This window comes from Chlorogloeopsis sp. ULAP02, assembly GCF_038404745.2.
In the GTDB taxonomy this organism is placed as follows: Bacteria; Cyanobacteriota; Cyanobacteriia; order Cyanobacteriales; family Nostocaceae; genus Chlorogloeopsis.
Genome location: NZ_JAYKTT020000023.1, coordinates 365,808 through 382,556, shown reverse-complemented (window position 1 = coordinate 382,556; position 16,749 = coordinate 365,808). Strand labels below are relative to the sequence as shown.

The window sequence follows — 16,749 nt, the reverse complement described above, 5'->3', positions numbered from 1 at the left end:
GACCTCAGCGATAGCAGGTCGGAGTAGTTCATGCGAATATAATGTCAATGATCGGGATATGGCAACTTTCTCGTAAAGTAGGGTTTTGCGTAGGATATTTCTAGATAAAATCTATATTGGCAGGGAAGTTTGGCGAAGGCAATACCAGAGTAATACTAATTCCCCCAAATATTGCTACACATCAATCACCACATCATTGTCGGTAGCCATCTTCAAGAGAAGTAGTATAAACCTATCCCTGCTGTTGTGAAAATAGGGAACGGGGAACAGGGTTGGGAAAAAGAAATATTTTCATTCCCTCGTTATCTGACTTATCATATGAGCGTCTGATTTGAAAGTCAAAGTTTAGATCAATTAGCGATCGCCCTAATTTTAAGAGTGAAAAGGACAACCACCTGTGGTTAATTTTTGCAGAAATGCGCTGTTATCAAAATAATGCTCTAAAGACTCAATTTTCAAATCTTCTGTAACGCGAGCAATACTTACGCCTACTACTTCTATTGTTTCTCCTGTTGGTGCATAATCTTGAAAAGAACCGCTAAATTTTCCCCAATGCCGCCATTTAAAGGTAACATTTGGTGGCCCTGAAAGTACTTCTGTTAGTTCCCATAAAAAACCATTGGGAAAGGCTTTGTGAAACATTTCAAAAGAAGATTCAAAAGTTTCTGATTTGGAACTGTACTGTTCGCTTTCACCTAAAAACAAGTTATAAGTTCCTTCTTTTGCCACTTCCTGGGCTGTGTATTGCGCTCCTCCATTGCTACTCATTCTAAAGCGATCGCTAACAATGGAAAGCCATTGCTGAGGATTGGATTTGTGAGATGCTTCCATCTCAAAAGTTCGGACTAAGTTTTGAGCGATCGCTTCTAAAGAACCTTCCGAATGCTGATACTGACTCTCTTTGTGAAGAAATTGATTAGTGTAGGTATAATCTGGACGTTGCCCTTCTCGCCACTCAACTCCCTCATCGTTAGCAAGGACAATCTCTCTATCTTGTACCCATAAAGGCAATTCTGAAGATTTGGAGTCACTCATTGCTATGTTCTGAATCAAGTCTTGTTTACAATAAAATGTGTGCTGCAAACCCGTAAATTAAATTATACAAAAGTTTATATTAAGTAAAACAACTCTATTAAACTTAAAATATCCTTTGTTAAAGCTCCCCGACTTTTTAGAAAAGTCGGGGAGCTGTATTTTGAAAAGCGTATTGCAAAGAACTTTATCATCACAAAAGTTGTTCTAGCTTTTGGAAGTCAAGCTGTATTTCATCCCATAAAGCCTTATTATGGGGATCAGTTTTTAAAGCTTTTTGCAGATAGATTTTGGCTTTAGGTAGCTGTTTTTGTGCAATCAGCGCTCTTCCCCAAATTTGATAAGCAATAGCTTGCCACTGCCGTACTTCCGCATCTTCTGGCATCCGTTCTGCCAAAGCTTCTGCTAGTGCGATCGCCTGCGGAAATCTTCTTGCTTTCAAAAACTGCTGCAATTGCTCATAAGTTTTCCACTTCAAACGCTGTTCTATTTCTGATGCTTGTGGCGGTTGTGGTTTTGGTTTGTGCTGTGGCGTTTGGTTAGAAATTTGTTCTGAGTAAGTTTTTGTGATTTCCTGAGGAGTTGCCCCTGATGATTGAGTTGACTGTTGCGGTATTGAGATAGGAGGTACAACTTCCAATAGCAACTTGTATGCCTCAGTCAAGGCAATAAACTTTTCTTTCGCTTTTTTATCATCTGGGTTGATATCAGGATGATATTGCTGCACCAATCGGCGATAAGACGCCTTGATTTCGGCAAAGGAAGCTCCCGATCTTAAACCCAATAAACGGTAGCAATCTCCAAGATCCATCTTCAGCTACTAGAAGCACGAATATGAACTATTAGGTTAAAGCATAATGCTTTAGGTACCAATGATAAAGACCAAATTGCCAATTTTAAAGGTTAATGATTAGTCATTCGTCCATTCGTCATTAGTAGGGGCGGGTTTATTTAGATATTTTGTCATCCTAGAGGGATTGTTATTAAAACCCGCCCGTACAGTAGTTAGTGGTTATTATCCCACATTCCCACTAGCCCCTAGTCCCTAGTCCTAACTACGGGCGTTCTTCAATAACTCTATCAATCAAGCCGTAGTCTTTTGCCTCTTGGGCAGACATAAAAAAGTCACGATCCATGTCTTTTTCTATCCTTTCCAAAGGCTGACCAGTATTGTTAGCGTAAATCTGATTGAGTTGACGGCGAATCCGCAAAATTTCTCTCGCTTCAATTTCGATATCGGTTGCTTGCCCGCGAGTACCGCCAGAAGGCTGGTGAATCATAATCCGTGAGTGAGGCAACGCCAATCGTTTGCCTTTAGTGCCAGCTGCTAGCAAGAAAGAACCCATCGAAGCTGCTAAACCCACACAAATTGTTACCACATCAGATTTGATGTGCTGCATGGTGTCATAAATTGCCAAGCCAGAGGTAACCATCCCACCAGGGGAGTTGATGTATAAATAAATATCCTTACCTGGATCTTCGGAATCCAGATACAGCATGACAGCAATAATTTGATTGGCTATTTCATCGTCAATGTCTCGTCCCAAGAAGATAATACGTTCTCGGTAAAGACGATTGTAAATGTCAATCCATTGTGTAAATTGTTCCCCCGGCATCCGGTAGGGAACCTTAGGAACGCCTATAGGCATTTTTACTACTCCGTATATAAATTATTGGGAGGTGGGTAAAGTATGAAGGATGAAGTATGAAAGATTAATTTTTTACTCTTCTGCCTCCAGCATAGCTGCCTTCTGTCTTTAAAGAATACTCGCAGGTACAGGAGGGTGAGCGAGTTCTTCTTTTTCAAAGACTCTATCAATCAAGCCGTATTCCACAGCTTGCTTAGGAGTCATATAAAAGAGGCGATCCATATCCTTCTCAATTCTTTCCTTGGGCTGCCCGGTATTGCGAGAAAGAATGTCTAACATTGTTGCCTTGTTAGCTAGTACTTCCTTAGCGCGAATTTGAATATCAGTTGCTTGACCTTGAGCATAACTCTTGGGTTGGTGCAAGACAATACTAGCGTTGGGTAAACTAGCGCGGCATCCCTTTGTTCCGGCACTGAGGAGCATTGCTGCCATACCTACTGCCATCCCGATGCAGATGGTGTGAATAGGAGGCTTGATGTATTTGATCGTGTCATAAATGGCAAAAGCTTCTGTCTCAAAGCCAATCGGTTCACCACTATAACCGGAAGTGCCAGTGGAGTTGATGTAGATTTTAATCGGTTTTTCTGGATCGTCAGACTGCAAATACAGTAGTTCAGCAACGATAAGTTCCGTCACAGCAGGCACCAGCGGCATACCAAGATAGACAATTCGCTCCTTCAATAATAAAGAAGGTAAATCTGGCGGTGGCGTGCGGTAGAAGTTATCGCCGTAATAGGGGGCTTGCACAGCCTTGATGGGGGAAATGTCCATAGCAACTGTTGCCTGAATTAAAGCCGTTAACTGTAATACATCCTAGCGCGATGCAAGCTCATCTGGAGGTGCGGATTTCTCGCTCATAAGCAGGATTTTTCTGCCTTTAAGTAACACTTGTGATTAAATTATTGTCAATATTATTAATGTATCTTTGCTTGATTGCTTTTCCGTAGAGCAGATATTGCATCCTGAAGTTATTTATAAATATGGTATATCCTGGTTCGGAACCTTAAACTATGAAGGTTAGTTTGCTGCCTAAACTAAATGATGGCAATTTGGATGCCAGTCAAATGAACAGTCAACGTCAGTTGGCAATTTCTGTTTCTGCGATCGCAGAACAAATGGATCGTGATGTGCCACTGAATTTATGCTTAATCTTGGATCATAGTGGATCTATGAGCGGACGACCACTAGAAACTGTTAAAAAAGCCGCAATTCGCATTCTTGACAGACTCAAGCCAGGCGATCGCTTGAGTATAGTAGTTTTCGATCATCGTGCCAAAGTCTTAGTACCTAATCAAGCGATCGAAGACAAAGAACGCATTAAACAACAAATCAATCGTCTTGCTGCCGATGGTGGTACTGCTATTGACGAAGGGTTGCGTTTGGGTATTGAGGAATTGGCGAAGGGGAAAAAAGAAGCTATTTCCCAAGCGTTTCTACTCACTGATGGCGAAAATGAACACGGTGACAACAAACGTTGTTTGAAATTCGCCCAGTTGGCTACTGGCTACAGTTTAACTTTAAATACTTTGGGATTTGGTGACAATTGGAACCAAGATATTTTGGAAAAAATAGCTGATGCTGGTGGCGGTACGCTTTCTTATATTCAGCAACCAGAACAAGCAGTAGATGAATTTAGCCGCCTTTTCAACCGCATGCAAGCAGTGGGATTGACTAATGCTTATTTAATTTTCTCTTTAATGCCGAAGGTGCGGTTAGCTGAACTAAAACCGATTGCCCAAGTTTCTCCAGATACAATTGAGTTACCAGTGCAAGAGGAAGCTGATGGACGTTATACCATACGCCTGGGTGATTTGATGAAGGATACGGAACGAGTTGTTTTGTTAAATCTTTATTTGGGGCAGTTTCCGCAGGGCAAACAAGCTATTGCCAATTTACAAGTACGTTACGACGATCCGGCACAAAACAAGACAGGCTTAGTGACAGAAAATATAACGGTGAACGTAAATGTGCTTTCGGCTTATCAAAGCGACTCCAATCCAGAAGTACAGCAGCATATTCTGGCATTAGCTAAGTATCGGCAAACCCAACTAGCAGAGGTGAAATTGCAACAAGGCGATCGCGCTGGAGCGGCAACAATGTTGCAAACTGCTGCCAAAACTGCCTTACAGATGGGGGATGTAGGTGCAGCAACGGTTTTACAAACTTCTGCCACCCGCTTGCAAGCAGGAGAAGAATTATCGGAAAGCGATCGCAAAAAAACCAGAATTGTTTCCAAGACGGTTTTGCAGGATGAATAGTATCCGGGGTAGGCAAATCGCCTGCCCCCATTTTGAGGATAAGGGGACATGGAGACAAGGGGACATGCAGACACGGAGATGAGGAGAGAACAACTAACCACTGTGCGGGCGGGTTTAGAAGATAAATTGTCTGTTTAAACCGAAAAATCATCGGCAAAATCCGCCCCTACTAACTACTAACCATTAACACCTAGAAATGAAAACTACTGGAATTCATCATGTAGCAATTATTTGTTCAGATTATGAAAAATCAAAAAAGTTTTATACAGAAATTTTAGGATTTTCAATTATAAATGAGACTTTTCGGACAGCTAGAAACTCTTATAAATTAGATTTACAAGTTGGTAATAATTGCCAAATCGAATTGTTTTCTTTTCCTAATCCTCCACAAAGAGTAAGTAAACCAGAAGCTTGTGGATTAAGACATTTGGCATTTGAAGTTGATGATATCGATAAAACTGTACGTGATTTACAAGCTCAGGGTATTGAAGTAGAAGATATTAGAAGAGATGAAATTACTGGCAAGCGATTTACTTTCTTTCAAGATCCAGATGCTTTACCATTAGAAATTTATGAGCGGTAAATTAGTTAATAATTTATTTTAAAGAAGACGAAATATAGTAAAGACAAGTTGAGTGTAGTTGAGTGTAGGGTGTGTTGCCGCCAAGCGCCGCACCGCCAAAAATTCAAGGTGCTAACTCTTTTTCTGGGCTTTCCAGGTTCCACCATAAATATAAAATGGGTTATTTTCACTGACTTGTTGCCAACATTGAGGACATACAAAAATCCAATCCCCATCCTTTTCATGCTTAAGGCGATAAAGAACTGATGCAGGTTGATTGCATTGAGAACATAGTTTAACTCGAAGTGATCGCCCCATTCCGTCTCCTGATGAAGTGTGATTACTGCATTGCTTCAGCGACTTTCAGCGTATCCGTATATTGCTGAAATTTGACAATGCGATTATCTTTGAGTCTGTAAACGTGAGCAAATGCAGCTTTTGTGGATTTGCCTGTTGATTTGTAAATACCACGATATTCGCCTAAAGCGATAATTGTGTCGCCAGCGTCTAACCATTCCTCCACAACTGCTTGCCATGTATCCCACTCCGAGCGAAACTTGGCAAAGACATCATTCAAAATTGCGTCTACCCCAAAATGTCTGCCACCACCCGGAAACCCTTCGTTTTGTATCCACTCTATATTGGGATCGAATATTTGAAGAATGGTATTTTGATCGCGATCGCTAAATGCTGTGTACAGACGCTTTACAATGTCAAGGTTGCTCATTTCAGTACTTTCCTTCTGGACAGTCTACTTACTTATTACCGTACTCAAAAAGCGATCGCTCTTATCATATTGTCAGTCACTTAAGTGTTTGCACAAAAGCAGGCAGAAACAGCCTTTTATTACCTTCTGCCATCTGCCTTCTACTTATGTATCCCCGTCTGATAAACTATCCCAGAGTTACAGGCGATTTTTTTGCCCTAATGAAACGTTCCCCTTTATTGCTTGCCATCTTCCTCATCTCATTCGCACTACGTACCTTGGCAATTACTGCATCCCTGAATACGGATGAGGGGTTGTGGATATATCGCGGCAGTCAGTTTATCAAACGTTTGTTGGAAGGAGATTTAACTCGTACTTTTCTCAAGCACCATCCTGGGGTTCCCAACATGTGGCTCAGTGGCATCAGTATGTGGTTGAATTGTTCGCTGCACAAGCTTTTCCCTGGCTTTTTAGGTATAGATTTGCCTTCAGATTTGGGCGCTTGCTTGAATATTCAAGAGTTTCCCATTCCCTTGTATATAATTCCTCGCCTAGTACAAGCAATAATCACTTCTGCTTGTATGGTGTATTTATATGTACTCAGCAAGCGTTTATTTAATCAAGCTGTAGCTCTATGTACCATTAGCCTGCTGCTGTTAGAACCATTTTTTTTAGCATATCAACGCTTTATCACCACAGATGCCCTACAAGCTGATTTTGCTGTTTTGGCTATATTGCTGTTTCTCTCATATTTGCGAAAAGATAGCGATCGCAAATCTCTACTAGTTTCGGGAGTATTTTTGGGATTGGCAACGGCAGCGAAAATAACTGCATTATTTTTACTAGCTGCTATTGCTCTGTTAATAGTGTTGATTGAGTTAGGAATTTGGCAGAGTAGTTTTCCCAAAAAGGGCTGGAAGCGTCAATTTCAGGGCTTTGCACTTTGGGGAGCTACTATTTTAGTAGTGTTTACCCTCATTTTCCCAGCAATGTGGGTTTCACCCGGATATGTTTTCACTCAGATATACAAGGGTATACTAGACGAGTCTGATCGCGGATTTCTTTTTTTCTTGGGGCAACTTACCCATTCGCCAGGAATTCTTTTCTATCCGCTCGTGCTGGCATATCGTCTATCACCTGTACTGCAAGTAGGTTTGTTGGCAACGAGTGCAGTATTGCTCATACCAGGGTTGCGGCAAAAGCAACAGAAAGTGCCTGAGTTGGCAGCACTTGTTCTGATTTCTCTATGCGTCCTGCTGATACTATCTGTAAGTGACAGTAAAATTGACCGTTATATTAATCTTTGCTTGCCTATACTAGGGTTACTCGCAGCAGTTGGTTGGCTAAAAATAATTTCTTGGGTTGAAAATTGGATAGGCGATCGCACGACAAATCTTCCCAATTTCTCTAGCGATCGCGCCCCGTTAACAGCAGTAGTTCTATTACTTTTACAATTAATCTTCCTTTTACCCCACTATCCCCATTACCTGACTTATTACAATCCTTTGCTGGGTGGTGTGAAAGTAGCCCAAAATATATTTATGATTGGTCAAGGAGAAGGTCTAGAAAAAGCTGCACAATGGTTGAATCAATCACCAAATGTAAAAGCAATTAAAGTAGCTAGTTGGTATAGTCGATATTTTTCCACTTATTTCCAAGGTCAAACCTTACCAATAGACAAACGTATCCCATCTGGAATTCACCCTTGGACACAGGCTAATCGAGTGGTATTTTACAAAAATCAATTGCAGCGCCAACTCCCAGAACCAAAGATGCTGGCTTACTTTGCAGTGCAGCAACCTTTATATAGTGTGCGGTTTCATGATGTTGACTATGTTTGGGTTTATCCTGGTTCAATACCCTTAGCTGAAGATATAAAACGCATTCAGTTTCCTTTATCTTTGTCTTTTGGCGAGCAAGTGCGGCTACTAGGTTATGACTTAAATCAAACTAAATTGTCTGCCACTGAAGATTTAATTATCACATTCTACTGGCAATTTCTCGCGCCATTAACGCCAGATATTCAACTCAAAATTGGTTTGCGCGAGGACAATAATAGCCTAAATAAACTTGCTAATACACCTTTGTTGAACGGATATATAGTTCCAGAACAAATTAGCCCAGGCACAATCCTGCGAGATGTTCACAAACTAAAAATTTCTCCAGTTAAACCACAGCAACGCTACCAAATTGAAGTGGGATGGTTTTCTCCCAGCCAAGGAAAAGAATTCGGACGAGCAGTTATTGATGAAGTGATAAGGTGATAGTTAGTAGTGTTTTATGTCAATTAAAATGGCAAGCAAAAATCATATTATAAAAATCGACCACAGATGGACACAGATAAACACAGATAAACCATCCGTGTGCATCTGTGTTTATCTGTGGTCGTTATCACAATAAAATTGGATTTTACAATCAATCTATTCTTTAGTGCGGCTCAAGGTGAGTTCGGCTAATTCACATTAGACGTCACTCACTATTAGCTATTAGCTATTAACTATTTACCCTTAACTACTTTCTCCCATTCACTACCTGACAATCGATAAATCGTAGTTACAATTCTGCCATGATTAGAAAAAGTTTTTACTCGTTGATATCGTTCCTCCCAGTAGCTTTGTTCTTTCTCTAAAATTTTTTTGTTTCCACTTTGAGGATTTCTGATATATATTACGTATATTTTTTCATATGAATTGGCATCGTAAGGATATAATTCTAAATTTTTGAAGTTACTAGGAATATAATATCTCGTAATACTTTTCTTTTCATTAGTGATAAAGTATACATTACTTTTTGTACTTTCAAGATACGATCCTACCTTTTCCCAGTGTCTGTAATAAGGGAAACCAAATAAGCTCTGTCTGCTTTGTCTTTTAAAATTAAAAAATACAAAATTTTTGTTTTCCCATGGATATTCTTGTTTGTTATCTATAAATAATAGATGAGAAAAAAAGAAAGAAGATATATATATTGTGCTTAAAATAAACACACTAATATATTGTGATTTTTTGAAAAATTGCTTTTGTATAAAAGATTGAATGACTTCTAATCCAAAAGCCATTAAAATACAGAAGGGTATTACGTATGTATAGATATGTGTGCCAGGATTACCAACTAAAGTTTCTAATGATATTAGAGGAAATAAAAACCATAGAACAACTGAAAAATTTTCTTTGATTTTGAAAAGTCCCATTAAACCCAAAATAGCGTATATATATATCAAGAATAACGGATTATAAGTCATGAAAGTTCTTGTAGAACTAACAGATTGTTTACTTATCCTCTCTGTCCAATATTCTTTTGTAGATTCTGAAATGAAAAGAAAGAAAGGAATATAAAATATAGATACTAAAATTAAGAAGATAATAACACTATAAATTAAATGCTTGATTTGATTTGAATTATTAAAATACCATCTGTAAACTAGGTAAAAGACAAATGGAGCAATGAAGATGCCATCATAATGGGCAAGAATAGATAATGCCCAAAAAAACATGCCTAAATATAATCCATAAATTCTCCAATTGTTATACTTGTCAGCTAAACTGAAACAATACAAAGCCAAAATAGCAAATAAAATCACAAACGATTGATATTGAACTATTCTCGCAAAAGCAACGAATAAACCATTTAAGGATATGAATAAAGATGAATAAAGAGCTATTCTCTGCCCAAATTCAATTTTGACAAATTTATAAAAGAAGTAAATAGCAAATATGCTTGCTATCGTAAAAGGTAATCTAAGCAAGAATTCATGCTCAAAATTATGATTAAAAAAACTCATAAAATAAGTAACCAAAAATTGAATCGGCCCTTTTCTTTGAGTGAGTAAAAAATTAAGCATACTTTGACCATCTTGTGGTCTATATAATGCCTTAATTTCATCTCCCTGATAATTTGAGTAACCTATATTAATTAATCTCAACCAAAAAGTAGTAAGAATTAAATAAGCCAAAGGGATTTTCCTTATAATCTTTTTCATCGCAATTTGACTAAATGTTTTAGGTGATTTCTGAAGTATACTCCTAGCAACAAACCAGAAATATAACTGTAAGGTGGGCATTGGCTAACTTTTCTCAAACCCTTATTTTTACGTTGTAAACAGTGCCCACTACAAAAATTACGAGACAATAAAAAACCCCGGCTGTTAAACCGAGGCAAGTTAGAGGAATCCAAATGTCGTTCGCGTAGTATGGGTTTAGCACCTTGGGAGATACCGATGAGAAATTCAGGTATTTAGTTTGTTTTTATTTTAATAATTGTTAACTTATGTAAATAAAAATAGCAAATCTATTACAAACAGTCAATAGATGTTGACAAAAAAAGATAAATATAGTTTATTAGATAATTTTTATATTAAGTCCATAGCAGTTAAATCTGTATTCCAGTCAATCAATTGATAGAGCTGCCATAATATGGATGTTTAGTATTACAACAAATACAATTTTATTTAGACAAATAAACTGAAATGCTTGATCCAAGTTTATGCGAGCGTCCTGCTAGCCAGTGGTTGGCTTTGAAGTCAACGCTTCATCAGTGGCTGATGATACCATCTCTAATTGTTTTAGTATGTGTAGCTTTAGTCTTCTTACCTTGGATTATTCCATTTTTGAGAGAGTTGCGATGGCGACGTCTATTTACCAGGTTAGGAATCCTTTTGTGTGCGCTCTACTTGATTATTACTTTCCCGCTCACAACAGCAGTAATTAAAAAAGGATTGTGGGCATTTGTTCCTAACGATCCAGGTACAACAAAAGCGGACGCAATTGTAATTTTGGGACGTGGGCCTCAATTTCGGTCTGCTCGTGTAGAAGTAGCGGCAGAGCTTTGGAAATCTCAGCGAGCACCTTTGATTTTTGCCAGTGGTGCAGGAGATGGGCAAGAAATAGTAGAGGAATTGAAAGCGCAGGGTGTTCCTGATGATGCTTTAGATGAAGAACACTGCTCTCGAACTACTAAAGAAAACGCACTTTTCACCGCTTCCGTATTGAAACCACGAGGAGTAGAGCAAATTTTGCTCATAACCGATCCTCCACATATGTTACGTTCTGTGCTAACTTTTCGCAATTTAGGATTTGAAGTTATTCCCCATTCAAGTCCTCTCCCAAATTATTTGCCGAAGAGAAAAAAAGCAGTACTTGTGTTTTACGAGTCTATGGGTTTACTTAGCTATGGTTTACAAGGACGTCTTCTTCCCCGTGACTTGACAACTCAACACCAAGATTCGCCAGTAGCCAAATTAGAAAATTCTTCACAGTTGGAACTACAAAATTCCAACTCGGTGATTACAGGAGATAGAAGTTATGGTAGGGAACAGGCTTGAAACTCTCTTGATATCCTAAGCTACTTGGCAACTGCGATGGTGTCCTAAAATTCTGACTTATGCAATAAAAAACCCCCAGCAGGGGGGCTTTTAAATTAAGAGTTTTAGAGTATCAAGTGATCAAGAATCCTCTAGAGAATATATAACAATCCGAAAAGGATAATCCAAATCACGTCTACAAAGTGCCAGTAAATTTCAGCCGCTTCTATTCCAAAGTGCTTTTCGTTACTATAGTGGCCTGGTTTAAGCGATCGCCACAATACAGCCAGAATCGCTAAAACACCAATAGTAACGTGTAGTCCGTGGAAGCCTGTCAAAACGAAAAACGCACTGGCAAACAAGTTCGTAGTCAAACCGAATTCCAGATGGTAGTATTCATACAGCTGCCCGACCAAAAAAACGATCCCCATCACAGCAGTGATCCCAAACCACATCTGCATACCCCGCAAATTATTCTTTTTAATCGCGGCATCGGCATTGTGGATGACAAAACTACTGGCAATTAGATTAATGGTATTGACTCCGGGAAGCAATAATTCTAGTTCAGGAGTTCCTTCTGGAGGCCAAGCAGGCAATGTCGAACGGAAAGCCAAATAGGCACCGAACAAACCCATAAAAATCATCCCTTCAGCGACTAGGAACATAATTAGTCCAAAGAGACGAAAATCTGGATGCTCTTCGTGATGAGCGGCTTCCACTGTATGGTGGTAATTTAGTTCTGCTTTTGCTGGGTCAACTGTTTGACTTTGCATGAATCTTTTAAGGTAATGGTGTGAAGTATGAAGTGTGAAGTATAAACTATGAAGTGTTTTCATCCTTTATACTTCATCCTTCAGCCTTGATTAGCGCTCGTCAGTTTCAGCAGCGATCGCCGGATAAGGCTCGTCTGGATTGGCACGTAAGACGGAGTTAGTACCAGCAGACAAAACTGGTTCGGCATCAGATAGGGGAACGCCTTCCCTTGCATTTTCTAGGCCGTAGTCATAAGGGCCTGTTGCTAATACTGGCGGTTGATCGAAGTTTTCAAACGCTGGCGGTGAAGCAGTCATCCACTCCAGGGTTAGTGCTTTCCAGGGATTGTTACCCGCTTTTGGCCCGTACATCCAACTCCAAATCGCATTAATAATGAAGGGGAATGTCGAAACTGCCAGTATGTAAGAACCATAAGTGCAGATTTCGTTAAGGAATGCAAATTGGGGATCGTACTGGGCGACGCGGCGGTTCATACCCATCATGCCTAGCTTGTGCATCGGTAAGAAAGTCATATTTAAACCGATGATGGTGAAGGCGAAATGAACCTGTCCCCAAAATTCATTCAGCATTCGCCCTGTCATTTTTGGGAACCAGTGATAGAAGGCTGCGTAAATGCCCAATACACTACCACCAAACAGAACGTAATGCAGGTGCGCCACCACAAAATAGGTGTCGTGAACGTGGATGTCAAATGGCACGGCTGCCAACATCACACCACTGATCCCACCAATTACGAAAGTGCCAACAAAGCCGATCGCAAACAGCAAAGCAGGGCGTTCAAGGTGAAGTTTGCCACCCCAAAGAGTTCCCAACCAACTAAAAATTTTAATTCCCGTGGGTACAGCAATGATCATTGTGGTGATCATAAAGAACATCCGCAACCAACCAGGAATACCACTGGTAAACATATGGTGCGCCCAGACAATCAAGCCCAAAAAGCTAATTGCCAAAGAAGAGTAAGCGATCGCTTTATACCCAAAAATTGGTTTGCGAGAATGAACGGGGATCACCTCAGAAATCACCCCAAAGAAGGGCAAAATCATGATGTAAACTGCCGGGTGGGAATAGAACCAGAACATATGCTGATACACTACAGGATCGCCACCGCCAGTAGGATTAAAAAATGTTGTGCCTGCTAACAAATCAAAGGCAAGTAGAATTAATCCTGCCGCAAGTACAGGTGTAGATAAAAGAACCAGCGCTGAGGTTGCAAAAGCTGCCCAGCAGAATAAAGGCAATTGATGGAACCCCATACCAGGGGTACGCATTTTCAAAAGGGTGACGATGAAATTGATTGCCCCCAGAATGGATGATGTACCCAAAAGTAGGACACTCATAATCCAAATTCCCTCGCCCACCTGACCGGTTACCAAGCTCAGGGGAGGGTAAGAAGTCCAACCTGCGTCTGGTGCATCGCCCACAACTAAGCTAGCGATTAACATTAAACCTGCTGGGGGGATGATCCAAAAGGCTAAGGCATTTAGGCGAGGAAAAGCCATATCCTTTGCCCCAATCATCAAGGGAAGCACGTAGTTAGTAAAACCCGCACCTGCTGGCACGATCCACAAGAAAATCATGATTGTGGCGTGCAACGTAAATAAGCTGTTGTAGACTTCGGGAGTAACAAAATCGACTTCTGGGGTTCGCAGTTCCGTGCGAACCAAATCAGCCATCACACCACCAATACAGTAGAAAATGAACGTGGTAACTAGGTATTGAATACCGATCACTTTATGGTCGGTGTTAAAGGTAAAGTATTCCCACCACTTTCTTATTCCTGGTTCCTCAATTTCGGCAGGAATATTGGCTTTTTCTTGTACCTGTGCTTGTGTCATAAATCTATTGTCATTTGTCCTTTGTCATTTGTCCTTTGTCATTTGTCTTGTGTCCTAATGACTAAAGACTTATGAACGCCAGTCGCTACAAGTCGGCAAAGCCGCCCAACGCGCTGGCTCCTAATGACTATTTGTGAATTTGATGTAGTATTTCTGGCTGAATTCCCATGTTGTGAGTATGGGGTGCGAGAAATTCAGCTGGGGATAATTCCGCAGGATTTACAGCAATTGCTTGATTGAGCGTTTCATTGCTTGCAACTTGCTGTTCTTTCATCCACGCTGCAAATGTTTCTGGTGTTTCTACGACAACTTGCGATCTCATCGCACCGTGGTAGGGGCCACAAAGTTCCGCACAAATAAGGGCATACGTACCCTCTTTGCTCGGAGTGAAGCGAATTTCGCTTTGCCGTCCGGGGATCGCATCTTGCTTGAGACGAAACTCTGGTACCCAGAAAGCGTGAATCACATCATTAGCTGTCATATTAATTTGCACTTCACGTCCCACAGGAACGTGCAGTTCACCAGAAGTGACACTGGTTTCTGGATAAGTGAAAATCCAGGCATACTGCAAACCTGTAACATTAACTGTAAGCGCGGGTGCTTTGCCTTCTTTGTCAGGAGTAGGGCCAATTGTAGGAGCAACACTTCCTACTCCAGGAGCATTCTGCTTTTGAGGGATTTGATCGGCATTGCGGACTGCTGCTGTGGCAGGATCTTCCATTGCCTGATCAGATTTTTCCTGATTGAGATTGGGTTCTGTGTTCGGTGGTGTATCGGTTAAAGTCGCCGCAATCGCCGCTCCTGGCATTTTCATCGCTTGCGGTGTCATTGGGGCTTCGTGGACAGCATGGGGATTGAAACCACCCATTTCGTTATAGACATCGAAGCTGTAAACAGAAATACCGATAACAATAATAGCCGGGATCGCAGTCCAGAGAATTTCGAGTGGTACGTTGCCATGAACTGGCAGACCATCTTTATCGTCACCTGCACGTCGGCGATACTTAATTATAACGTATATTAAAACACCTTCTACTAAGAGAAAAATACCTACAGATACGGTCATCATTGTATTGAATAGACCGTCTACCAAGGAAGCTTCATCAGAGGCTGCTTTTGGTAAAAGGTCATGATTTTGACCGTACCAAAGACTGACGAGTGTCAGTAGAATGCCAATGAGTAATGTCCAGATGGAACTTGGAATTTTCACGGTTGATAGAGTTAATGACTTTACTACGTTGGACAGAACTGCTCACTTACTACGGTAGTCTAGGCTGCCAGACATTGAGTACCAGAAGCTGAAATCATTATTAATTTTTAAGCTGATGTTTCTATCCTCAATAGAACGTATTAATTGGATATGCCACAAGATGGATGCCAATCAAGGAATTTTGTCCGAAGGCAAGAAGACTTGGCAGCAATCGATTACTGACAATTGGAAAAATCCCTAAAGCTTCAAGCTGAAACTAGCAAGGGTGGTTCAAAGTATAAATGAGAGCCGATCTCTAGTCCAGATTTATATAAGCTAGGGTGGAGAAGGATCTACACTGATTACCCTTGAAGTTTGTTAGCTCACGAAAAGTAGGCAAAAGGTATCTTTCATGAGCGAGATAGTCCTAGAACAACAAAATCTAACGGCAGTTGAACAGCAAAAACCAAAGGATCGAATTCGTCGTTTGGTATGGAAAATGTGCGTGGCCACTCTGATTCTAATGGCTATTGGCAGTGCCACCCGCGTGATGAATGCAGGACTGGCTTGCCCAGACTGGCCTTTGTGCTACGGTGAACTAGTGCCAACCAAACAAATGAATTTCCAAGTTTTCTTGGAGTGGTTTCACCGATTGGATGCGGCACTAATTGGTGTGAGTGCGATCGCACTCGTTGGTATTTGTTGGTGGTGTCGTCGCTCCTTACCCCACTGGCTACCTTGGGCATCCACATTTGCGCTATTTTTAATTGTCTTCCAAGGCATATTGGGCGGACTTACAGTGACTCAGCTATTGCGGTTTGATATCGTCACCGCTCACTTGGGAACGGCATTATTGTTTTTTTCGACTTTAATGGTTATCGGTACTGCACTCATCCCATACCAAGGCACTGGAACTGTTGGTAAATTACCTTGGGTGGGTTTGACAGCTACCCTTTTGGTATACGTGCAAAGTCTACTCGGTGCCTTAGTCGGATCTCGCTGGGCATTACATCAATGCTTCGCAGGTTACCAACTTTGTGATGTCATGTACACGCATATTTTTGGTTTGATCCCGCCAACAGCCGCAACATTAGCTGTTGTCATTCTGGCTTGGCGTACACCAGCTTTACATCCAGCATTGCGGAAACTGGCAAATATGGCTGGAGGATTGCTAACACTCCAAATTCTGATCGGATTTGCTACCTTCCGGTTACATCTCCAAGTTGAGCCACTGACAGTCTCCCATCAAGCTGTAGGAGCGGCTTTGTTAGGTACTCTAGTAGTTTTTACAGTTCTCTCGCTGCGTGACTGGGCTATGAATCGGGAACTCAACGCTTACATAATTCCTGATACAGCTACTGCGATCGCTAAACCTGTATCTGAAGCAAAGCCTTAAATTGTGTGAGTTTGGTTTCAGATTAAGACTCAAAAAAGCTAACAAAAGC

At 40.8% G+C, this 16,749-nt stretch carries 16 protein-coding genes; 6 read left to right on the top strand and 10 right to left on the bottom strand.

The features are described 5' to 3' along the window. Positions 1 to 372: 372 nt before the first annotated feature. The 4 genes from U2718_RS12055 to U2718_RS12040 all read right to left on the bottom strand — a co-directional run bounded on the left by U2718_RS12055 (position 373) and on the right by U2718_RS12040 (position 3,452). Positions 373 to 1,035: an ester cyclase gene (locus tag U2718_RS12055; RefSeq protein ID WP_342002929.1), complete on the bottom strand. Its 663-nt coding sequence runs from the start codon at positions 1,033 to 1,035 to the stop codon at positions 373 to 375. A 190-nt stretch (positions 1,036 to 1,225) separates the two neighbouring features. Beyond that, positions 1,226 to 1,843, bottom strand: coding sequence for a J domain-containing protein (locus U2718_RS12050; protein ID WP_342002930.1), 618 nt, complete (start codon positions 1,841 to 1,843; stop codon positions 1,226 to 1,228). Between the two features lie 244 nt (positions 1,844 to 2,087). Further along, positions 2,088 to 2,681, bottom strand: coding sequence for an ATP-dependent Clp protease proteolytic subunit (locus U2718_RS12045; protein WP_342002931.1), 594 nt, complete (start codon positions 2,679 to 2,681; stop codon positions 2,088 to 2,090). A gap of 108 nt (positions 2,682 to 2,789) precedes the next feature. Then, positions 2,790 to 3,452 (bottom strand): ATP-dependent Clp protease proteolytic subunit, encoded by a 663-nt coding sequence (locus U2718_RS12040; RefSeq protein WP_016872888.1) that lies wholly within the window; start codon positions 3,450 to 3,452, stop codon positions 2,790 to 2,792. A 239-nt stretch (positions 3,453 to 3,691) separates the two neighbouring features. Between U2718_RS12040 and U2718_RS12035 the strand changes: the two genes are divergently transcribed. Together U2718_RS12035 and U2718_RS12030 are read left to right on the top strand one after the other, a co-directional pair. Further along, a complete protein-coding gene (locus U2718_RS12035; protein ID WP_342002932.1) occupies positions 3,692 to 4,939 on the top strand; it encodes a VWA domain-containing protein in 1,248 nt (415 codons plus the stop codon). 196 nt (positions 4,940 to 5,135) lie between these two features. Then, positions 5,136 to 5,522 (top strand): VOC family protein, encoded by a 387-nt coding sequence (locus U2718_RS12030; protein ID WP_342002933.1) that lies wholly within the window; start codon positions 5,136 to 5,138, stop codon positions 5,520 to 5,522. A gap of 111 nt (positions 5,523 to 5,633) precedes the next feature. Here the strand turns inward: U2718_RS12030 and U2718_RS12025 are convergent, their stop codons facing one another. Together U2718_RS12025 and U2718_RS12020 are read right to left on the bottom strand one after the other, a co-directional pair. Beyond that, positions 5,634 to 5,819: a hypothetical protein gene (locus U2718_RS12025; protein ID WP_342002934.1), complete on the bottom strand. Its 186-nt coding sequence runs from the start codon at positions 5,817 to 5,819 to the stop codon at positions 5,634 to 5,636. A 22-nt stretch (positions 5,820 to 5,841) separates the two neighbouring features. Next, positions 5,842 to 6,228, bottom strand: a complete 387-nt coding sequence (locus tag U2718_RS12020) for a nuclear transport factor 2 family protein (protein ID WP_342002935.1) — start codon at positions 6,226 to 6,228, stop codon at positions 5,842 to 5,844. Between the two features lie 200 nt (positions 6,229 to 6,428). On the opposite strand from U2718_RS12020, the gene U2718_RS12015 reads away from it, so the two are divergent. Next, positions 6,429 to 8,471: a glycosyltransferase family 39 protein gene (locus U2718_RS12015; RefSeq protein WP_342002936.1), complete on the top strand. Its 2,043-nt coding sequence runs from the start codon at positions 6,429 to 6,431 to the stop codon at positions 8,469 to 8,471. A 233-nt stretch (positions 8,472 to 8,704) separates the two neighbouring features. Here the strand turns inward: U2718_RS12015 and U2718_RS12010 are convergent, their stop codons facing one another. Next, a complete protein-coding gene (locus tag U2718_RS12010) occupies positions 8,705 to 10,186 on the bottom strand; it encodes an ArnT family glycosyltransferase (protein ID WP_342003233.1) in 1,482 nt (493 codons plus the stop codon). Between the two features lie 486 nt (positions 10,187 to 10,672). On the opposite strand from U2718_RS12010, the gene U2718_RS12005 reads away from it, so the two are divergent. Then, the gene (locus U2718_RS12005; protein WP_342002937.1) at positions 10,673 to 11,527 is read left to right on the top strand and encodes a YdcF family protein; all 855 of its coding nucleotides are present in this window, start codon (positions 10,673 to 10,675) and stop codon (positions 11,525 to 11,527) included. A 131-nt stretch (positions 11,528 to 11,658) separates the two neighbouring features. Here U2718_RS12005 and U2718_RS12000 read toward each other — a convergent pair whose 3' ends face one another. The 3 genes from U2718_RS12000 to U2718_RS11990 form a co-directional block, all read right to left on the bottom strand. Further along, positions 11,659 to 12,279, bottom strand: a complete 621-nt coding sequence (locus U2718_RS12000; protein WP_342002938.1) for a heme-copper oxidase subunit III — start codon at positions 12,277 to 12,279, stop codon at positions 11,659 to 11,661. Between the two features lie 90 nt (positions 12,280 to 12,369). Then, the gene (gene ctaD / locus U2718_RS11995) at positions 12,370 to 14,115 is read right to left on the bottom strand and encodes a cytochrome c oxidase subunit I (protein WP_342002939.1); all 1,746 of its coding nucleotides are present in this window, start codon (positions 14,113 to 14,115) and stop codon (positions 12,370 to 12,372) included. A 127-nt stretch (positions 14,116 to 14,242) separates the two neighbouring features. After that, positions 14,243 to 15,325, bottom strand: a complete 1,083-nt coding sequence (locus U2718_RS11990; RefSeq protein ID WP_342002940.1) for a cytochrome c oxidase subunit II — start codon at positions 15,323 to 15,325, stop codon at positions 14,243 to 14,245. A gap of 115 nt (positions 15,326 to 15,440) precedes the next feature. Here U2718_RS11990 and U2718_RS11985 point away from each other — a divergent pair, with 115 nt between their 5' ends. Beyond that, the gene (locus U2718_RS11985; protein WP_342002941.1) at positions 15,441 to 15,566 is read left to right on the top strand and encodes a hypothetical protein; all 126 of its coding nucleotides are present in this window, start codon (positions 15,441 to 15,443) and stop codon (positions 15,564 to 15,566) included. A 150-nt stretch (positions 15,567 to 15,716) separates the two neighbouring features. After that, positions 15,717 to 16,700: a heme A synthase gene (locus U2718_RS11980; protein ID WP_342002942.1), complete on the top strand. Its 984-nt coding sequence runs from the start codon at positions 15,717 to 15,719 to the stop codon at positions 16,698 to 16,700. Positions 16,701 to 16,749 lie beyond the last annotated feature (49 nt).